27 protein-coding genes are annotated in these 18,753 nt (G+C 38.1%); 26 read left to right on the top strand and 1 reads right to left on the bottom strand.

Translation table 11 applies throughout. The features are described 5' to 3' along the window. Entirely contained in the window at positions 1 to 1,782 is a 1,782-nt protein-coding gene (locus tag GQ594_RS05130; protein WP_160411555.1) for a terminase large subunit domain-containing protein, read from the bottom strand. A gap of 152 nt (positions 1,783 to 1,934) precedes the next feature. Between GQ594_RS05130 and GQ594_RS05125 the strand changes: the two genes are divergently transcribed. From GQ594_RS05125 to GQ594_RS12440, 26 genes are all read left to right on the top strand, one after another. Next, positions 1,935 to 2,774 (top strand): GPO family capsid scaffolding protein, encoded by an 840-nt coding sequence (locus tag GQ594_RS05125; RefSeq protein ID WP_160411554.1) that lies wholly within the window; start codon positions 1,935 to 1,937, stop codon positions 2,772 to 2,774. Positions 2,775 to 2,836: 62 nt separating this feature from the next. Continuing rightward, positions 2,837 to 3,847, top strand: coding sequence for a phage major capsid protein, P2 family (locus GQ594_RS05120; protein ID WP_160411553.1), 1,011 nt, complete (start codon positions 2,837 to 2,839; stop codon positions 3,845 to 3,847). An 11-nt stretch (positions 3,848 to 3,858) separates the two neighbouring features. Beyond that, positions 3,859 to 4,506, top strand: coding sequence for a phage terminase small subunit (gene gpM / locus GQ594_RS05115; RefSeq protein ID WP_160411552.1), 648 nt, complete (start codon positions 3,859 to 3,861; stop codon positions 4,504 to 4,506). 93 nt (positions 4,507 to 4,599) lie between these two features. Beyond that, a complete protein-coding gene (locus GQ594_RS05110; protein ID WP_160411551.1) occupies positions 4,600 to 5,070 on the top strand; it encodes a head completion/stabilization protein in 471 nt (156 codons plus the stop codon). After that, positions 5,070 to 5,273 carry a tail protein X gene (locus GQ594_RS05105; protein WP_065608901.1) on the top strand — a complete coding sequence of 68 codons (204 nt, stop codon included), beginning with the start codon at positions 5,070 to 5,072 and terminating at the stop codon, positions 5,271 to 5,273. The genes GQ594_RS05110 and GQ594_RS05105 overlap by 1 nt, the downstream gene beginning before the upstream one ends. 4 nt (positions 5,274 to 5,277) lie before the next feature. Further along, complete coding sequence (locus GQ594_RS05100) at positions 5,278 to 5,655, top strand: putative holin (RefSeq protein ID WP_160411550.1); 378 nt, start codon at positions 5,278 to 5,280, stop codon at positions 5,653 to 5,655. Beyond that, positions 5,652 to 5,942, top strand: a complete 291-nt coding sequence (locus tag GQ594_RS05095) for a phage holin family protein (RefSeq protein WP_160411549.1) — start codon at positions 5,652 to 5,654, stop codon at positions 5,940 to 5,942. Before GQ594_RS05100 ends, GQ594_RS05095 begins: the two co-directional genes overlap by 4 nt. Continuing rightward, positions 5,942 to 6,529 (top strand): N-acetylmuramidase family protein, encoded by a 588-nt coding sequence (locus GQ594_RS05090; protein ID WP_160411548.1) that lies wholly within the window; start codon positions 5,942 to 5,944, stop codon positions 6,527 to 6,529. Before GQ594_RS05095 ends, GQ594_RS05090 begins: the two co-directional genes overlap by 1 nt. After that, positions 6,507 to 6,953 carry a hypothetical protein gene (locus GQ594_RS05085; RefSeq protein ID WP_160411547.1) on the top strand — a complete coding sequence of 149 codons (447 nt, stop codon included), beginning with the start codon at positions 6,507 to 6,509 and terminating at the stop codon, positions 6,951 to 6,953. Before GQ594_RS05090 ends, GQ594_RS05085 begins: the two co-directional genes overlap by 23 nt. Next, the gene (gene lysC / locus GQ594_RS12180) at positions 6,853 to 7,074 is read left to right on the top strand and encodes an Rz1-like lysis system protein LysC (protein ID WP_237398479.1); all 222 of its coding nucleotides are present in this window, start codon (positions 6,853 to 6,855) and stop codon (positions 7,072 to 7,074) included. The genes GQ594_RS05085 and lysC overlap by 101 nt, the downstream gene beginning before the upstream one ends. Further along, positions 7,061 to 7,507, top strand: coding sequence for a phage tail protein (locus GQ594_RS05080; protein WP_160411546.1), 447 nt, complete (start codon positions 7,061 to 7,063; stop codon positions 7,505 to 7,507). Before lysC ends, GQ594_RS05080 begins: the two co-directional genes overlap by 14 nt. Continuing rightward, positions 7,492 to 7,953 (top strand): phage virion morphogenesis protein, encoded by a 462-nt coding sequence (locus tag GQ594_RS05075; protein ID WP_160411545.1) that lies wholly within the window; start codon positions 7,492 to 7,494, stop codon positions 7,951 to 7,953. Before GQ594_RS05080 ends, GQ594_RS05075 begins: the two co-directional genes overlap by 16 nt. 60 nt (positions 7,954 to 8,013) lie before the next feature. Continuing rightward, the gene (locus tag GQ594_RS05070) at positions 8,014 to 8,655 is read left to right on the top strand and encodes a phage baseplate assembly protein V (RefSeq protein WP_160411544.1); all 642 of its coding nucleotides are present in this window, start codon (positions 8,014 to 8,016) and stop codon (positions 8,653 to 8,655) included. After that, positions 8,652 to 9,005, top strand: coding sequence for a GPW/gp25 family protein (locus GQ594_RS05065; RefSeq protein WP_160411543.1), 354 nt, complete (start codon positions 8,652 to 8,654; stop codon positions 9,003 to 9,005). Before GQ594_RS05070 ends, GQ594_RS05065 begins: the two co-directional genes overlap by 4 nt. Continuing rightward, complete coding sequence (locus tag GQ594_RS05060; RefSeq protein ID WP_160411542.1) at positions 8,993 to 9,904, top strand: baseplate J/gp47 family protein; 912 nt, start codon at positions 8,993 to 8,995, stop codon at positions 9,902 to 9,904. Before GQ594_RS05065 ends, GQ594_RS05060 begins: the two co-directional genes overlap by 13 nt. Next, positions 9,894 to 10,499: a phage tail protein I gene (locus GQ594_RS05055; RefSeq protein WP_160411541.1), complete on the top strand. Its 606-nt coding sequence runs from the start codon at positions 9,894 to 9,896 to the stop codon at positions 10,497 to 10,499. Before GQ594_RS05060 ends, GQ594_RS05055 begins: the two co-directional genes overlap by 11 nt. Further along, positions 10,496 to 11,509 (top strand): phage tail protein, encoded by a 1,014-nt coding sequence (locus tag GQ594_RS05050; RefSeq protein WP_160411540.1) that lies wholly within the window; start codon positions 10,496 to 10,498, stop codon positions 11,507 to 11,509. Before GQ594_RS05055 ends, GQ594_RS05050 begins: the two co-directional genes overlap by 4 nt. Before the next feature lies 1 nt (position 11,510). After that, on the top strand, positions 11,511 to 11,693 hold the full coding sequence (locus GQ594_RS05045; RefSeq protein ID WP_160411539.1) for a hypothetical protein: 183 nt from the start codon (positions 11,511 to 11,513) through the stop codon (positions 11,691 to 11,693). Positions 11,694 to 11,850: 157 nt separating this feature from the next. Continuing rightward, on the top strand, positions 11,851 to 13,026 hold the full coding sequence (locus GQ594_RS05040) for a phage tail sheath protein (protein ID WP_160411538.1): 1,176 nt from the start codon (positions 11,851 to 11,853) through the stop codon (positions 13,024 to 13,026). A gap of 15 nt (positions 13,027 to 13,041) precedes the next feature. Further along, positions 13,042 to 13,554, top strand: a complete 513-nt coding sequence (locus tag GQ594_RS05035; RefSeq protein WP_160411537.1) for a phage major tail tube protein — start codon at positions 13,042 to 13,044, stop codon at positions 13,552 to 13,554. A 68-nt stretch (positions 13,555 to 13,622) separates the two neighbouring features. Next, positions 13,623 to 13,922, top strand: a complete 300-nt coding sequence (locus GQ594_RS05030) for a phage tail assembly protein (protein ID WP_160411536.1) — start codon at positions 13,623 to 13,625, stop codon at positions 13,920 to 13,922. Beyond that, positions 13,886 to 14,050, top strand: coding sequence for a GpE family phage tail protein (locus tag GQ594_RS05025; RefSeq protein ID WP_442903524.1), 165 nt, complete (start codon positions 13,886 to 13,888; stop codon positions 14,048 to 14,050). The genes GQ594_RS05030 and GQ594_RS05025 overlap by 37 nt, the downstream gene beginning before the upstream one ends. Then, a complete protein-coding gene (locus GQ594_RS05020; RefSeq protein WP_160411535.1) occupies positions 14,043 to 16,964 on the top strand; it encodes a phage tail tape measure protein in 2,922 nt (973 codons plus the stop codon). The genes GQ594_RS05025 and GQ594_RS05020 overlap by 8 nt, the downstream gene beginning before the upstream one ends. Before the next feature lie 4 nt (positions 16,965 to 16,968). Beyond that, a complete protein-coding gene (locus tag GQ594_RS05015; RefSeq protein ID WP_202112462.1) occupies positions 16,969 to 17,382 on the top strand; it encodes a phage tail protein in 414 nt (137 codons plus the stop codon). Further along, positions 17,379 to 18,455, top strand: a complete 1,077-nt coding sequence (locus GQ594_RS05010) for a phage late control D family protein (RefSeq protein ID WP_160411533.1) — start codon at positions 17,379 to 17,381, stop codon at positions 18,453 to 18,455. The genes GQ594_RS05015 and GQ594_RS05010 overlap by 4 nt, the downstream gene beginning before the upstream one ends. 76 nt (positions 18,456 to 18,531) lie before the next feature. Continuing rightward, on the top strand, positions 18,532 to 18,744 hold the full coding sequence (locus tag GQ594_RS12440) for an ogr/Delta-like zinc finger family protein (protein WP_160411532.1): 213 nt from the start codon (positions 18,532 to 18,534) through the stop codon (positions 18,742 to 18,744). The last annotated feature ends 9 nt before the right edge of the window (positions 18,745 to 18,753 follow it).

The raw sequence follows: 18,753 nt of genomic DNA, 5'->3' as shown, positions 1-18,753 counted from the left end.
CTAAAATACTCCCATAAATCCGCTGTTGCTGTTTGCTCCGCCAATGCTTTCTAGCGGCTCGTTATAAATTGCGTGCATGGTTGCCCATGCAATATCGGCATGTGATACCTCGTCATTACGATCAGCGACATACGTTACATAACGCTGGCTGGCCGTTAATGTTTTTCGAATTGCCATAAATGATTGGGCTAAGTCTGTCCAACCTGCATCAAACTCTAAACGCTGACGTCTGATCACATCTTGCATTTTCAAAATTAGTCTTTGTTTAATTTCAATTGAATATTTAAATGCCACTACGGCGGGATAAAATTGCTTAACTAGTTGATAAACACCCTCGCCTAACCCAGTAGCATCAATACCAATGTAGGTAACGTTATAGCGTTCAGTCATTTTTCGAATAGCGTCGGCTTGTGAGGCAAAATCCATACCCGTCCATTGATGCTTTTCAATAACCCTAAACTTGCCACCTTCAACCATTGGCGGTGAAACAACTGCACAACCCGCACTATCCCCAGTGTGTGACGGGTCATAGCCGATCCAGACAGGCCGTTCACCTAATGGACGCAATGCAAATGGCTTATAATCATCCCAAATATCCCAAGAATCGACCATACACGGTTGTAAACTCGATAGCGGAAAAACTGATGATGAATCATCAATAAAATTACATAAAAATAAATTAGCGAACTCATCGGGGCTATATTCTAGTTTTAGTTGATTAATATCGAATAAATCAAAGCCAAGTTTTTCCGCATCTTCAATGGTGACAATCTGCCGCCATTGTCCATCAGCACATAATTTGCCATTTTTTAAAGCTTGATGAGAAATATCAACGTTAATACGTTGCTCTTTTCTACGTCCCTTATTGAATAGCTCGCCAGTCCAGAATTTATACGCTTCGTGATTAATACTAGAAGGCGTTGAAAAGTAGGTTTGTCGCCAACGTTTTTGGCTCGACATACCCGAAGCAACTTTACGCAGTTCTAAAAATTTATTAATCCAAAAATATTCATCCAGATATAAATTACCGTGATAACTTTGTGCTGTTTTCGAATTAGTACCTAAAAAGTAAAGGCGAGCATCATTATGAGGAAAGTGGATAACTTCCCCTTTCAGATCCATATCGATACCGTGGAAAAAATCAATAATATATTGCCGAAATTGAAAAGCTTGTGATTTTGATGCGGATAAAAATATCTGATTACGCCCAGTATTCACAGCATCAACCGCCCCTTCCTGTGCAAAAAACATAGTTGCCCCAATTTGGCGTGATTTATTTATGTTTCTAATGCGATTTTGTATACCAGCTCGGTACCAAACTTTTTGATGCTCATATAAGCCATCATTAAATAGTTCGTTAATTTTTTCGATCTGTTCATCAGTTAAAAGATTAGTTTTAGGCTTTTGCTTCGGTTTGGCATTACGGTTGGCAATATTAGGGTTTAAATCGACCTCATTACCGCCATTTTGATATTTTTCAATTCTGGCCGTACGTTCTAGCTGACGGCTAAGTAAATCAATCTCTTTAAAATCTTTACCTTCCTTATTTGGCTTAATAACAAGATGGATTAATTGCGCTTCAAGAACGCCGTTAACCCTATCCAATACGGATGATTCATCCCACTTATCACGCCGTTTCCAGCTATGAATGGTATTAATATTTTCATTCAATAGTTCAGAAATACGGCTAATGCGATACCCAGCCCAATACAGCGATCTGGCGGCTTTTCTTGGGTCGGTATTATCACTAATTAAATGATCTAATAAATTGACGTTTACCATGTGTTCTCCTTTAGTAACGCCAATTTACCTATCATTTTTGATTTTTTATGTTTGTTCAGGTTGTAAAACGCCAATCTACAAGTTGCCCCAATTGCTCTCTTTTGTTTGTCAATTCAACATAATGCAAAAACAATCAGCTAAGGATTACAACAATGGGGACAGACGTTAAGAAGTCAAAAAAAATTAAATCAAAATGGTTTCGTGTTGCGGTAGAAGGTGCCACCACCGACGGCCGTAAGATCCAAAAAGAATGGATCGAGCAAATGGCTGAAAATTATGACCGTGATGTTTATGGCGCACGTATCAATTTAGAACATATCAAAGGTTATTCACCAGATAGCCAATTTAAACGTTATGGCGATGTATTAGCATTACGAGCCGAAGAAATCAAAACCGGTCCATTAGCAGGAAAGCTTGCATTACTTGCACAAATTGAACCAACCGATGAACTCATTGAGCTTAATAAAGCTAAGCAAAAAGTTTATACCTCTATCGAAGTTAATGCCGAATTTGCTGACACTGGCGAAGCTTACCTTGTTGGTCTTGCTGTTACTGACGACCCAGCTAGCCTTGGTACCGAATTTTTAGAGTTCAGTGCAAAAGCAAGCGTTAACCCGTTAGCTAGCCGTAAACAATCACCAAATAACCTTTTCACCGTTGCCGAAGAAACAGTGATCGACTTTGAAGATGTGGATCCCCAAAGTGATACCGCTTTTAGTGCCATGTTAGATCGTCTAACGGGTTTATTTAAAAGTAAATCAGAAAAAGACTCAACTAAGTTTGTACAACTTGGTGAGATTATCGAGCAGTTCGCAACGGCGACAACTGAACGCTTTACTAATCTTGACGCCAAAATTGTTGAATTAACCAACGAACTTACCAAAGTAAAAAAACAAAATACTGAGCTTGTCGAGCTATTGAGTGAACTTCCCGAATCGCCAGAGCGTCCAATTTCGGCGGGCGGATCCATGGACACTGAAACCGACTGCTAAAAGCAGACTATTAAAACCAACAATAACAAACAAATTAGATTAACCGAATTAGGAAACCCATAATGAGAAATGAAACCCGAAAGTTATTTAATGGATTTAAACACCGCATTGCACAGCTTAATGGCATTGATGATGCCAGTGAAAGTTTTGCTGTCAATCCAGAGGTAAACCAAACATTAGAAAAACGCACCCAACAATCATCTGAATTCTTAAGTAAAATTAACTTTGAATTTGTTGATGCTCAAGAAGGTGAAAAAGTTGGCGTTGGTGTAACAGGCACAACAGCCAGCACAACCGATACCACAGCACAAGAACGTGAAGCTGTAGATATCTCAGATCTAAACCAATTTAGTTACCGTTGTGAACAAACCAACTACGATACATCAATCCGTTATGCAAAATTGGATGCATGGCGCCACAAAAAGAACTTTCAAACCCTTTTGCGTGATGCGCTAATTAAACAAAAAGCATTAGATCGTATTATGATTGGATTTAATGGTACCCATCGTGCACCAACTTCCAATAAAACCACATACCCTTTACTACAAGATGTAAATAAAGGCTGGTTACAACATTACCGAGAAGATGCACCTGAAAGAGTAATGAACGAAGGTACAGTAACACCAGGTAAAATTATTATTGCCAGTAACGGTGGTGACTATAAAAACCTTGACGCATTAGTCTATGATGCCGTTGAAAACTTAATCGATCCAGTTTATTCAGAAGACACCGATCTAGTTGTTATATGTGGTCGTGGATTACTTCATGATAAGTACTTCCCTATTGCTAACGAAGCAGATAAAAACACCGAAAAAGTAGCAGGTCAAATCTTACTTGCTAAAAAATCAATTGGTGAATTACCAGCATACCGAGTGCCCTACTTCCCTAAAGGAGCAATGCTAATTACATCTTTTAGCAATTTAGCTATCTATATTCAAAATGAAACAGCCCGCCGTCAAATTATTGACAACCCTAAACGTGATCGCATTGAAGACTTCCAATCCGCCAACGAAGCCTTTGTTGTAGAACGTTATGATGCCGGCTGTTTAATTGAAAATATTGAAGTCAGATAAGGGAAAGATAGATGATATCACCAGCACAAAAGTTTTTACAAAAACATTACGCTCAAAAGGAGCGTAATACAGACAACCTGCGAGCAATCAACGCTTACGAAATGATGCTAGCCAAACTAAATAACGATCGTATTCGTTTAAAAAAATTTCAATCAACGGAAGCAAAAATTGAGCTTAAAAAGCAACTTATTCCCGAATATATGGATTGGATTAACGGTGTGCTTGAGTCTGATAATGCTCAGCAAGATGATGTATTTATGCGTCTAATGGTATGGATGATTGACACTAAACAATTTGAGCTTGCCTACCCGCTTGCCGAACACGCATTAAAACACAATTGGGTTACACCCGATGAGTACCAACGCCAAACCGCTACACTAATTACCGAAGAATTAGCTAATACAACGCTAACACAAATTAGCAATAAGCAAACAGTTAACGCTGATGTTTTGCTTAAATTTGCCGAATTAGTGGCTGATAAAGATATGTTTGATCAGGTCAGAGCAAAATTAAATAAAGCTATTGGCTATGTGTTAAAAGAAACACAGCCAGAGCAAGCTTTAGGCTATTTAAAACGAGCACTTGAACTTGACGAAAGTTCAGGCGTAAAAACAGCTATTAAAGAATTAGAAAAAGCCTTAAATAAGGCGGATTCTTAACTGGGTGAACCCTCACACCTCGGCGGCACAAAAGCAATAAATGTATTTTACACGTTAGCGCTTTTGTCCACCGCCGCTCAACAAAGGTAAATTATGAACGACTTTACGGCTATCGCAAGTGCTAACGAAGCTGACAATCTCGAAATCAGTAATATTTCGTTTTTTCCAGCAATTAATGTTAATGATGTTCGAAAAACTCAGCGGCTCGACGGCACCGTCACAACTGAGCGATTAAAAACAGCAATTGCCAGTGCAATTATTGCAGTAAATGACGACTTATATAACTGGCGGCTAACAAAGCAAGCGGCAGGCATTACATCAATTAACAATTTAAATGACGAGCAAATTAATGGTGAATCAAAATATTTAATTTTATACAAACATGCGGTTTATTCGTGGGCAAATGCATTATTGAATGAACAGTATATTAATTTTGATGCAACCGCAAAAGCCAAAGGTGACATTGAACCTAACATCGAAAGCGTGGGCAACTTATACCGCAATGCACGTTATGCAATTCGTGACATCTTGGGCAAATCACGATCAACCATGGAATTGATTTAATGATTGTCTATGCAATGCAAAATGAAACCGTTGACGCATTAGCGTATCGAATTTTTGGCAAAACAAAAGGGATTGTTGAAATTATTTATCAAAACAACCCAATGTTATGCGAACTGCCAGCAATGCTCCCAATGGGCACCGCATTAAATGTGCCTGAAACCGTGCCAGAGCCAGAAAAAAAACGATTAAACTTATGGGATTAATGGAATGACAGAACCAACTACAACAACATTTACGGCGGTTATTAGTGCGTTTTCAATATCAATGATTTATCCAAATATCGAAAACGGCATTATTTTAGGTGCGCTTTGTGGATCAATTTTACTGGTGATTAGTGAAGAACACATCTCAGTACTTCGGCGTATTATTCTATTTTTTATATCTTTTGCGATAGGAATGTTACTGGCCGAAATAACATTATATCTATTGATCCCTTTTTTCCCGTCAAATATTCAAACAAAAGTACCGCTTGGACTTGGTGCATTAGTCGCCTCGGCGGTAAGTGTCAAGCTACTACTGTGGTTAATTAAAAAGTTTGATGATCCATCTGATTTATTCGACAAATTTAAAGGGGGAAAACCATGATAACCCTTAACGCTTTTCTTTGTTTATTAATTGCTATTCGATTATTTACATTCGATCGTGAAAATTGCCAATACAAAGCCAAATATAGCTGGCTAGCATGGTTAATGATTACATCAAGTGCATCAGTATTTTTATTCTCATCTTTCGGTTTATTAAACCGTGCTTACTGCGCCCAAGTAGTTATGAATATAGCACTACTTATCTGCTTTTTAAAAAGCAAAGGCAACATTAGCACGCTTTGCCGTTCTCCTAATCAACATCAGCATCATAAGAGGTTAAATAAATAATGATAACAACGGAACAATTGCAAAATGTGGCTAATAAGCTAGGAGTTGAACTGGCTATGGTGCAGGCGGTAACCAAAATTGAGGCTCGCTCATCAGGCATTAAAAACGGTTTGCCTGTGATTCTATTTGAAAGGCATATCTTTTACCGTCAGCTTAAAAAGCATGGCTTTGATATAGAAAAACTATCAAATACTTATCCTGATTTAATCAATCCCACTGCAGGTGGTTATTTAGGTGGTGCTCGTGAAAACTATCGGCTAACTCTGGCCAAGCAAATTGATATGGATTCGGCAATTGAAAGTACTAGCTGGGGCTTATTTCAGATTATGGGGTTCCACTGGCAACTACTTGGCTATGAATCAGCGCAGCAATTTGAACAACAGATGACAGAAAGCGAAGAAATGCAATTAGATGCGTTTTACCGTTTTGTTGCACATAAATCAAACTGCAAGCTATTACAAGCAATGAAAGACAAAGATTTTTCAACATTTGCCAAACTCTACAACGGTCCAGCTTATAAAAAAAATAGCTATGACTCAAAACTTAAAGAGGCATACGAAAACTATGCAAAATCTACTAAAAAGTAAATTGTTACCGTGGTTACTATTGCTACTTTGTTTGTCGTTTGGCTATTTACGAGATCAATTATTAAGCACTAAAAACAAGCAATTACAAGCTAGTAATCTACAACTAAAAAATGATAAGCAAGCGTTAATCGAAATCATTGATTATAAAAATAATGAATTACTTGAACTTAGCGATCAGTACCAAGCAAATGAACAAAAACTGATAGAACAAAAAAATCAACTGCAAGCAGTTGATGCGTTAAATCGTCAATATCAACAACAGTTGGAGCAACTTATCAATGAAAATAAACAATTACGCATGTGGTCTGATACTGATTTGCCTGATGTTATTAAACGGTTGTACACACGGCCAGAAATTAAAGGAAGTGAAGATTATCAAAACTGGATGTCCAACCGTAACGCCTTGTTATCTCCCCATGAATAATTTAAGGCAGAATCGTTCATTAATTGACGATAACCAAGCCATCTTAACAGCATGGCATCAATGTGCGGTTCAAGTCGAAATGATTTATCAATGCCAACAGGATCAGCATGAAAAAAATTAACCAACTCCGAAAAGTACTTGAAGACAACAATTTGTTTATCAAAAACAATCCCGATAAATTACATATATTTGTCGATGATGGTGACATAACAGCAACGGCCGCAAAAAGTCTTAGTTTTGAATATGAGTATAAAGTAAACCTGATCATTACTGATTATGAACAACCAATTGACTATCTGGTTGTGCCGATAATTAGCTGGGTGTATATCAACCAACAAGAATTTATGGCAAACCCTGAATTAAGAAAAGGTGCCATTAAATTTGAGATTGAACAATTAAATAATAATACTACCGATGTCAGTATTGAACTTAAATTAACTGAGCGTGTCATTGTGAAAAAAGGTTCAAATGGGCTTGAATACAAACACGTTACCGACGAACCACCCATTGATATGCGACCAGATTGGGTTAACGAAATATGGCCGACGAGTTAAATAAATTACATGAGTATGCAAACGGCATACTCACTCAGCTAAATAACAGTAATCGCACCAAGTTAGCTCGTGAAATTGCCCAAAAATTACGAGAAAGCAACCGTAAACGCATTACAGCACAAAGGCAACCAGATGGCACATCTTTTGAACCAAGGAGACCACAAGCATTCCGAAAAAAAACGGGAAAGATTCGCCGTAAAATGTTTACCAAGCTACGAACAACTAAATATCTACGCATATCAGCAAACAGTAATTGCGCTACCGTAAAATTTATTAATTCGGTATCTCGTATAACCCACATTCATCATTACGGATTACGTGCACGAGTAAATAAAAAAGATGATTGGACAATTAAATATCCATCCAGAAAGCTGCTTGGATTCAATCAACACGACTATAACACGATTGAGCAAATTACTATCGCCCACTTGGCTAGCAAGTTGTAAAAATCAATTTTACAAGTCGATAAGCTTTATTGTTTACCTATAAATAATAATGATAACGCTATGCAAAATTATCACCCTGCCGACCTAGTCGATATATTACGAAAAATTGAGAACCTGATCCGCCAAGGCGTCGTTTGTCAAACCAAAGGCGATCGGGTAAAAGTCCGTTCTGGCAAATTGGTTACTGCCTGGTTACCATGGTTTACTCACCGTGCAGGTAAAAGCCGATCGTGGTGGCGCCCTTCTATTGGTGAACAGGTTTTTATATTAAGTCCAAATGGTAATCTTGAACTTGGTTGCGTATTACCAAGCCTTTATTGTAATGATAACCCTGCGCCATCAACTTCAGAAGATGCTTATTTAGTAACATTTCCAGACGGTGCAACGTTTGAATACGAACCGAAAAACAGCAGTTTAACCATAAAAGGCATTAAAACTGCAGTTATTGAAGCAAGTGAACAAATCACTGCTAAAGCGGGTACCAAAATCCACCTTGATACACCACTTGTTGAATGTAGTGATCATGTGACATTTAAATCATTTAGCGCAACAGGTGGCGGTGCTAGCGGTAATACGGGTGTATTAACTGGAAACGTAATTCATCAGCAAGGCAAATTGTCATCAAACGGGGTTGTACTTGATACGCATAAACATAATGGAGTCAAAGCTGGTGGCGATCTAACTGGAGGTCCTCAAAAATGAGTTATATCGGAATGAACAACCAGAATGGTCGAACCATTACTGATATGGATCACATTAATCAATCCGTTAAAGATATTTTAACAACACCGATAGGCTCACGAGTTGAACGTCGTGATTATGGTTCGTTTTTATTTTTGCTTTTAGACAACCCAAACACCGAAGCAACCAGATTGCGTGTCATTTCAGCGACAGTCATGGCATTAAATCAGTGGGAACCACGTATAAAACTAGATGCTGTAGACGTTTTTGCCGATAAAGAAAAACTGATAATGCAATTAACAGGCTCACGGACAGACAAACCTAATCAAACTTTTACCAGTGACATAGAGATCGCAACATGGCCACGTTAACTGATTTATCAAAACTCCCAGCACCTGATATTATCGAATCACTAGACTTTGAAGCTTTATTTGCTCAACGTAAAGAAAGGTTTATATCGCTATATCCCAAAGAACAACAAAATGAAGTGGCAAAAACATTGCAATATGAAAGTGAGCCAATCGTTAAACTACTACAAGAAAGCACGTATTATGAGTTAATTATACGCCAGCGTATAAACGAAGCATCGCACGCATTAATGATTGCCCACGCTAAAGGCAATGACTTAGATAATCTAGGGGCTAACTTTCATGTTTATCGTTTAATCATTCAGCACGAAGATAATACAGTCGCGCCATCAATCCCAGAAATAAAAGAATCAGATAGCGATTTTAGAATGCGAATTCAAGCCGCATTTGAAGGTTTATCCGTTGCGGGTCCTCGTGCCGCTTATGAGTTTTATGCTCGCAGTGCTGATGGTCGAGTATTAGATGCCGCCGCCGAAAGCCCCGCACCGGCTTGCGTAACTCTCGCAATTCTATCTCGTGAGAATAATGGTATAGCTAGCAGCGATCTTATTCGTATTGTTGCCGATGCTGTCAATCAAGACAATCGTCGCCCTATCGCTGATCGAGTCACGGTTAAATCAGTCACACTGATTGAGTATGAAATAAAAGCTAAGCTTTATTTATATCCAGGTCCAGAATCAGAACCAATCAAAAAAGCAGCAGCCAATAATTTGCAAGAGTATATAACCGAAAAACACCGCATTGGACGTAGAATTAATCGCAGTGCAATTATTTCAGCATTACATGTTGCTGGTGTTCAACGTGTCGAATTACTACAACCCACGCAAGATATATTAATCAATCGAGAACAAGCCAGTTATTGCACAAATTATCAAGTTGAGGTTGCCGGTTATGACGAATAGAACGCTATTACCACCATCTGCCACTCAACTTGAAAAAAATCTATCACAAGCTATGATTTGTGATCCACCTATTCATTTACGTTCACTTTGGGATCCAAAAACTTGCCCATTTGAACTATTACCTTATTTGGCTTGGCAATATAGCGTTGATCGTTGGGACGAAAACTGGCCAGAACAAACAAAACGTAAAGTTATTGCTGAGGCATTTGAAATTCACAAACTAAAAGGTACCAAGGAAGCCATTCGCCGTGCAGTTGAACCATTTGGTTATTTGATAAATATTATCGAATGGTGGCAAAGCAACAAAACACCTGGCACATTTGCAATTGAAATTGGTATATCAGATAAGGGTATTACCGATGAATCTTACCAAGAATTAAGCCGAATCATTGATGATGTTAAACCTGTTTCACGGCATTTATCAGGTTTATCACTGCAACTCGTAACAAGTGGTAGCACAAAAATTGGAGCCAGTTGTTATGATGGTAATACATTGAATATCTACCCATATATTACTCAAGCAGTTACAACATCATCAAAAGGTCAGATTGGCGCAACCATTCACTTAATCGATACAATGAGCATACAACCATGAGTCAAACTTACTACACAATATTAACAAAACTAGGGGCGGAACTACTGGCTAACGCAACGGCATTAGGTATTCCGCTAAAATTAACCCAAATGGCAGTTGGTGATGGCAACGGAGCTGTGCCCAAACCCATAGCTAATCAAACCTCACTAATTCACGAAGTGCGTCGGGCTGCAATCAATTCGTTATCAGTTGATAATAACAACCACAATCAAATTATTGCCGAACAAGTGATCCCCGAAAACGAGGGTGGGTGGTTTATTCACGAGATCGGGCTATTTGATGATAAAGGAAATTTAATTGCAGTAGGTAATTGCCCTCCAACTTATAAGCCACAACTAACCGAAGGTAGTGGTCGTACCCAAATCATCAGAATGATAATTATTATTGATAATATTGATTCGGTTGAACTAAAAATCGATCCATCTGTTGTTTTAGCTACGCGTGAATATGTTGATGATAGTATAGAGCTTCTGGTCCCCGCGTCCCGAAAAATTAATAATAAAAAATTAGAGAATGATATAATCCTTAGTGCGGATGATATCAATGCATTACCAGCTAGTAAAAAAATGAGCGGAGATATACCTACTTATGAGGTAAATGATCGGACCAATTTTAAAAAACGGCCGAATTATAATGGCTCTGAATTGATATCTAAAAGTGATTTTAACGTTATTGCATGGAATCCGGGCTTTGAAATTATGCCAAGTGGATTAATTCGCCAGTGGGGGGCTGTGCAGTTGTATCCTATACGCGAATTTAATTCTGAACAAATAGGTGATACAAAATTTTACACTAACTATTATGAAATATTATTGCCAATAGCATTTCCTCACAACTCTGATGCTGTAAATGTAACATTAGCATGCACAACATATAATAATCAAAGTTCGATGTGTGGCAACTCAGTATCGGCTAATCTGCACGGTAGTCCATCTAAATTAACCATCGCTGTCACATCGCCTCATTTAGGTTTTAACCCAGTTGTACATTTTGAGATCATAGGACATTAATATGAAAATATATTTTAGTAAATCAACCACGGGATTTTATTTTGACGTTATACATACTAATATCCCAGATGATGCTATTGAAATAACACAATCTGAATATCAAGATTTATTGGAAAAACAATCAACTGGGCATGAAATTGTTACAGATAAAGATGGAAAGCCAACAATAAAAGTAGAGCGCTAGCTCTACTTTATTATTAAATTAGTTATTTTATTCTCTGGCGTCTACTTGTAAATAAGCATTTTACAACCCGAACAACTAACACCATTTTTTCTAATGTGCAACTATCTCCGTACATTTATTTTACAAACTTACATATGTAAACTACTACGGAGATCTTATGCCCAACGATTACCATCACGGCGTCCGAGTTATTGAAATTAATGAAGGTGCACGAACAATCAGAACCGTTTCAACGGCTGTCATTGGTATTGTGTGTACCGGCGATGATGCGGACGCTAACCATTTTCCACTTAATACACCGATTTTAATTACCAACGTTAACTCTGTAATCGGTAAAGCGGGTTCACAAGGCACACTAAAACCAACGCTTGAAGCCATTGCAGATCAGTGTTCACCCGTTATTGTTGCTGTGCGTGTTGAAACAGGTGCAACAGATGCCGATACAACGGCAAACATCATTGGCACAACAACAAACGACGGCAAATATACTGGCATGAAAGCCCTGCTTTCAGCACAAACCCAACTTAAAGTTAAGCCACGTATTTTGGCTGTACCGGGTTACGACTCATTACCAGTTGCAACCGCACTAATATCGCTAGCACAAAAATTGCGTGCATTTTGTTACTTATCTGCTTACGGAGCAAAAACCAAAGAAGATGCAATACTTTATCGTGATCAACTTGGTGCACGTGAAGCCATGGTAATTTGGCCTGATTTTGTTGGTTTTGATACAACACAAAGGCAAAATGTCACATTGGCCGCAACGGCTAGGGCTATTGGTTTGCGTGCCAAAATCGACCAACAGGTCGGTTGGCATAAAACATTATCAAATGTCGCCGTTAATGGTGTAACGGGGATTTCTCATGATGTCTTTTGGGATTTGCAAGAAGAAAGCTCTGATTCAAATTACCTAAACGAACATGAAGTAACCACATTAATTTGTAACCAAGGTTACCGCTTTTGGGGATCTCGCACATGTTCCGCTGATAACCTATTCGCATTTGAAAACTACACACGAACAGCACAAGTATTGGCCGACACCATCGCCGAAGCACAATTTGCATTAGTGGATGCGCCAATGCATGCATCATTAATTAAAGACTTAGTCGAATCCATTAACAATAAATTCCGTGAATTAAAATCGAACGGTTACATTGTTGATGGCAAAGCATGGTTTGATCCAGAAGCAAACACGCCAGACATTCTAAAAGCGGGTAAGCTCTATATTGATTACGACTACACCCCAGTACCACCATTAGAAAACCTTATGTTACGCCAGCGCATTACTGACAAGTATTTGGTCGATCTGGCTAATTCAGTAGCAACTAATTAAGCGGAGATCAACTAAATGGCTTTACCTAAAAAACTCAAATACTTTAACGTTTATGTTAACGGTACTTCTTATATCGGTCAGGTCGAATCATTTACGCCGCCGAAATTAACTCGCAAGTTAGAAAACTTCCGCGGAGGCGGTATGCCAGGTTCTGCACCAATCGATCTAGGTTACGATGATGATGCATTAGTTGTGGAGTGGTCAATCGGCGGCTTAGCATACGAAGTGCTAAAACAACATGGTGGGTTATTAAATGGTGTTAAATTACGCTTTGCGGGTGCTTACCAAAAAGATGATAGTGAGGATTTCACTAAAGTCGAAATTATTATGACTGGGCGGCATAAAGAACAAGATCGTGGCGAACTCAAACAAGGCGAAAGTAACTCGACTAAGATTACAACACACTGCACCTACTATAAGGAAGTTATTGACAACGAAGAAACTGTAGAAATCGATTATATCAATATGATTGACAAAATTGGCGGAAAAGATCGTTTAAAACAAGCACGCCACGCAATTGGAATTTAATAAATCAACAAACATAGCCCGTAAGGGCTATCACAATTATCAATAAAATTATTATGAGGGTAAAAGTTATGCAAAACACACAACAAGTTAAATTAAAATCAGGCTTACAATCAGGTAAAACAACTATTACTGAATTAACAATACGCAAACCTTTAACGGGTGACCTTCGAGGAGTAAAATTGGTCGATTTTATCGAGCTAGATATTGATTCACTAGCAAAGGTACTACCACGCATTGCAACGCCAGCAATTGCTGAACATGAAGTTTTCAATTTAGATTTAATTGACCTTTCTGAAATAACAAAAGTAATTGCCGGTTTTTTGTCAGAGACATCGAACAATGCAACAACGGGATCCCCAACCGAGTAGAAGATGCTATAGCAGATATTGCCACAATATTTCATTGGCAACCATCAGCTATGTATAAGTTTACATTATCCGAACTAATGGAATGGCGGGAACAAGCCCGTCTAAGAAGCGGTTCAACTGATGAATAATTTACAATTAAACGTTAATTTGAAAGGTGTTGACAATGTCAGCCGACCGCTTCGTAACGTTATAAGCGGTGCTAAAGGATTAGCTCAGCAATTAAAAGACACACGCAATCAATTAAACCAACTTAACAACATTCAAAAAAATGTTGATGGTTTTATTCAGTTAAAAAAACAGTTTGAAGATGCAAAAAATAAAGCTAAGTCATTGGCATTCGAACTAAAAAACACATCTACACCAACAAAGAAACTGCAACACGAATTTAGTAAAGTAACCGCAGAAACAAAAAAATTAAAAGATAAATTAACGCCATTACGCGCAGAATTACAACAATCAGGCATTAATACTAAAAATTTAGCACAACATCAAATTACATTAAAGAACCAAATAATCAGTGCTAATCAAAGTATTAGTCAGCAGGCCGAACGACTAAAACAACTAAACCAACATCAACAAAAAATAAACCAAGTTCGTTCAAAATACGATACAGGAATGCAACGAGTTGCGGTACTAGGTGGTGTTGGTTATGGTGCTCTATCAACTGGGCGAACCGTAGCGAGGGGTATGAAAAATCTGCTACATGTTGGCTACGAATTTGATGCCAGCATGAGTGCAACCCAAGCAGTAACAAGAATTGATGACAAAAACGATCCTCGTATGTTAGCACTACGAAAACAAGCACGAGAATTACCATTAGTTTCTAAATTCACCGATAGCGAAGTGGCACAAGGACAATATTTCTTAGGTCGAACGGGATATAACCCAGATCAAATATTAAAAGCAATGCCTGGCATGCTGAATCTATCTGCCGCAGGCGATGTTGATCTTGGTACCACTGCAGATATTGCATCAAACATTCAAATGGCAATGGGATTACCTGCAGAAAAAATGGATCATGTTGCTGATGTTCTAACGGCCATGTTCACTCGCAATAATGTTGATATTCCTATGCTAGGCGAATCCCTAAAATATAGCGCAGGAGTTGGAGCTAGCTTTGGACAAAGCTTAGAGACTATTTCAACACTAACAGCTGTAATGGGTAATGCAGGTATTCAAGGAAGTCAAGCAGGTACAACATTACGTCAAATTTTAGTACAACTTGGCACATCGAATGCAGTAGCAAAACTGGGCGTTAAAGTTGCAGATAAAAACGGCAATATGCGTGATGTTATTGATATCATGTCAGAAATATCTGAAGCCACCAAACACATGGGGAATGTACAACGAGCCCAAATAAATAAACAAATTGCAGGGCAAATTGGTTTAACTGGATTTGAAGTTTTGCTAACTCAAGCATCGACAGGCTTTTTGAAAAAAATGCGTGGAGAGCAAGGGGAATATGATGGAGAAGCAGCCAGAGTTGCAAAAACCAAACTCGACAATTTAGCTGGTGATATGACAATGCTACATGCTGCATTCGAAAACATCAGCGTTGAACTATTCGAAAAAAACAATGACTGGCTACGATCTGCCATCCAAGGCTTAACTAAATTTTTGCACGGTGTTGGTGAATTTCTAAAAAAACACCCAGCATTAAGTAAAGCACTAGTTGTTATTGGCGCAGGAGTTGCGGCAATCACCACTGCATTTGGTGCATTTGCAATAAAGCTAATGAGTGTATTTGGTCCAATGTTGATGACCCGATTTATATTATCACGATTAGGATTGTCTCTGGGTGGTTTATTCACTAAAACAAATATAGCCGATGGTGGGTTTAAAGCCTTTGGACGTACTTTACTTGCAATTGCTGGCTCACCGATAAAATCCTTGGGAGCCGCTTTTAAAGGTTTAGGATTCATATTCACTTCTGTTGGTCGCGCTTTTTTATTAAACCCAATAGGATTAGCAATAACAGCAATAATTGCTGTTATTGTTATTGCGGCCTTAGTGATTCGTAAGTACTGGGAACCAATCAAAGCTTTCTTTATTGGGTTTTGGGAGGGATTGAAAGAATCATTATCACCCGTAGTTGAAGAATTTTCATATCTTGAACCATTTGTTACAACAATCGGAAATGGATTTAAATGGCTTGGAGAAAAAATAAGCAGCTTAATAAATTGGTTTTGTGAGCTGTTTGAACCGGTAAAATTAACAAAAGAAGAGTTTAAAAATGCAAAAGAATCAGGAAAATCTTTTGGGAGAACTGTCGGCGATGTAATTAAATTTCCTTTAAATATATTAAAAAAATTACACTCCAAAATTAAAGAAATTATTGACTTTATAATATCTATCCCCGACCGTATCCGTGATTTACCTAAAAAAATCGAAGAAATCTTTACTGGTGAAAATGGACTATTTAATAAATTTACCCAAATAGGCTCAAATATTTCTGACGGTTTAATAACTGGTATAAATAATAAGTGGGACGAAACAAAAAAAACGGTATCAAATCTTGGTACAAATATTAGCAACTGGTTTAAAAGCACTTTAGATATTCACTCACCATCCAGAGTTTTTGCTAAATTCGGCGGTTATACAATTGATGGTTATATACATGGCATTGAACATAACCAAAGTGATGCATTCCGCTCAATGAGCCAACTTGGAAAAAACATTGGCAACCGATTTAAAAATACATTAGATATTCACTCCCCTTCTCGTTTATTTGCAAAATTTGGCGGGCACACGGTTGATGGGTATGTTAACGGTATTGAAAGAAATCAAAATGACGCAATACAAAGTGTTGGCCAACTTGCAAACAACATAATAACCACAGGATCACAACTTTCAAGCGGTGTTGTCGTAGATAATCGCCGTCCTATTAGGGGTACCTCAGGTATATCACAATATTACATAACAATAAATGCCGCACCTGGCATGAATGAAAAAGAATTGGCACGTTGTGTAGCTAAAGAGATAGAACGACGTGAACGCAATCAATCAGCACACTACCGATCAAGTTTAAGGGATATCGATTAATATGATGATGTGTTATGGCTTATTTGTTTTCAGCTTAAAAACAATACCGTATCAGACTGCGGAAGAAAATAAAGATTGGCGGTTTCCAGCAAATTCACGTGTAAATCAACGTTCAGCATTACAATTTATTGGTCGTGATAACGAAACGATAACTTTGTCTGGCGTATTATATCCAGAATTAACAGGGGGTAGATTAAGTTTAGCCGTTTTAGAAAGAATGGCCGATCTTGGCTACTCATTGCCATTAATAGAAGGTACCGGCATACCTCTTGGCTTCTTCGTTATGACCAACTTAAAAAAAACAAAAACGGAATTTTTTAAAGATGGTGCACCCCGCAAGATTGAATTCACTATATCACTAACAAAAGTTGACCCACCAGACTGGTTACCTTTCGCGGATATTATAGGAATGATATGAAACAACCAACCTACACAATTACTATTGATAATAAAGATATTACATCTAACTTTGATAAACGTCTTATCTCGATGCAAATTACTGATAATCGAGGGTTAGATGCTGACACCATATCTATCGAATTAGATGATAGCGACGGCAAACTTGAACTACCCAAGCGAGGAGTTCAAATTAGTGTATCACTAGGTTGGGTCAATGATAACGTCATTTTACAAAACATCTTCACCATTGACGAATGCGAGCATTCAGGAACGCCCGACGTACTATCAATTCGTGGCAAAAGTGCCAATTTGCGTGACTCACTAAACGAAAAACGCGAAAAAAGCTACTCCGATACAACACTTGGATCAATAACCAAAGAAATTGCAAAGCGGCACAATTTGCTATACAAAATAGATAAAAGTATAGAGCATGAACACATTGCCCATATAGACCAGACCAACGAATCTGATGCTTCATTTTTAACACGCCTATATAATGATTTTAATGCTGCTGTAACATTAAAAAACGGCATGCTGATTATTTTCAAAAAAGGGTTGGCAAAAACAGTAAATGGCAAATACATACCGACAACAACAATCACCCGTAAGCTTGGCGACCAGCACCGCTTTGCTATTGCCGATAGAAATGCTTACACGGGTGTAAAGGCTTATTGGATTGACTACCGTCAACAACAAAAACAACAGACCAAAGCAACTCGAAAGACAAAAAACAAAAATAACCAGACAAACAAAGATGAAAATGGCGTGCTAGTCGGTGCCGATGGAAACGTAAAAATATTACGGCACACATACGCATCAAAACAAAACGCTTACCGAGCGGCTCGTAATGAATGGTACAAATTACAACGCGGCGCATCACAATTTAGCATCAACCTTGCCGAAGGACGCCCTGACATTTACCCAGAAATGCCCGCATCAGTCGAAGGATTTAAAAAGGAAATTGACTCAACACTATGGACAATAACCCGTTGCACGCATAGCTTAGACACAAACAGCGGTTATACTACTTATGTTGAACTCGAAATTAAATTAGAAGATGACGAAAAACCTAAAGAAGAACAAGAAAAATAATTATAACATTTTGAATTAAAATAGAATTATGATAAAATTAGTTATAATTTAGTCAATACCTAAAGAGGTAAAAGTAATGAGATGTCCCCATTGCCGTTCAAAAACAATAATCCGCACTAGCGAGGAAATAAGCCCTATAACTCGCAAACAATACAGACAGTGCACAAATATTTATTGTTGTCATTCATTTGTTGTTTTGCAGTCTATATCGGCAACAATAGTCCCAAGTGCAATGCCTGATCCCAATGTGAAAATACCGCTTACAACCAAAAATCATCAAGCAGCATAAATAAAAGCG

The sequence above is a fragment of the Gilliamella sp. Pra-s52 genome (assembly GCF_009795805.1).
Lineage (GTDB): Bacteria > Pseudomonadota > Gammaproteobacteria > Enterobacterales > Orbaceae > Gilliamella.
Note: the sequence above shows the minus strand (reverse complement) of the source record. Positions and strands in the feature narration are given on the sequence as shown.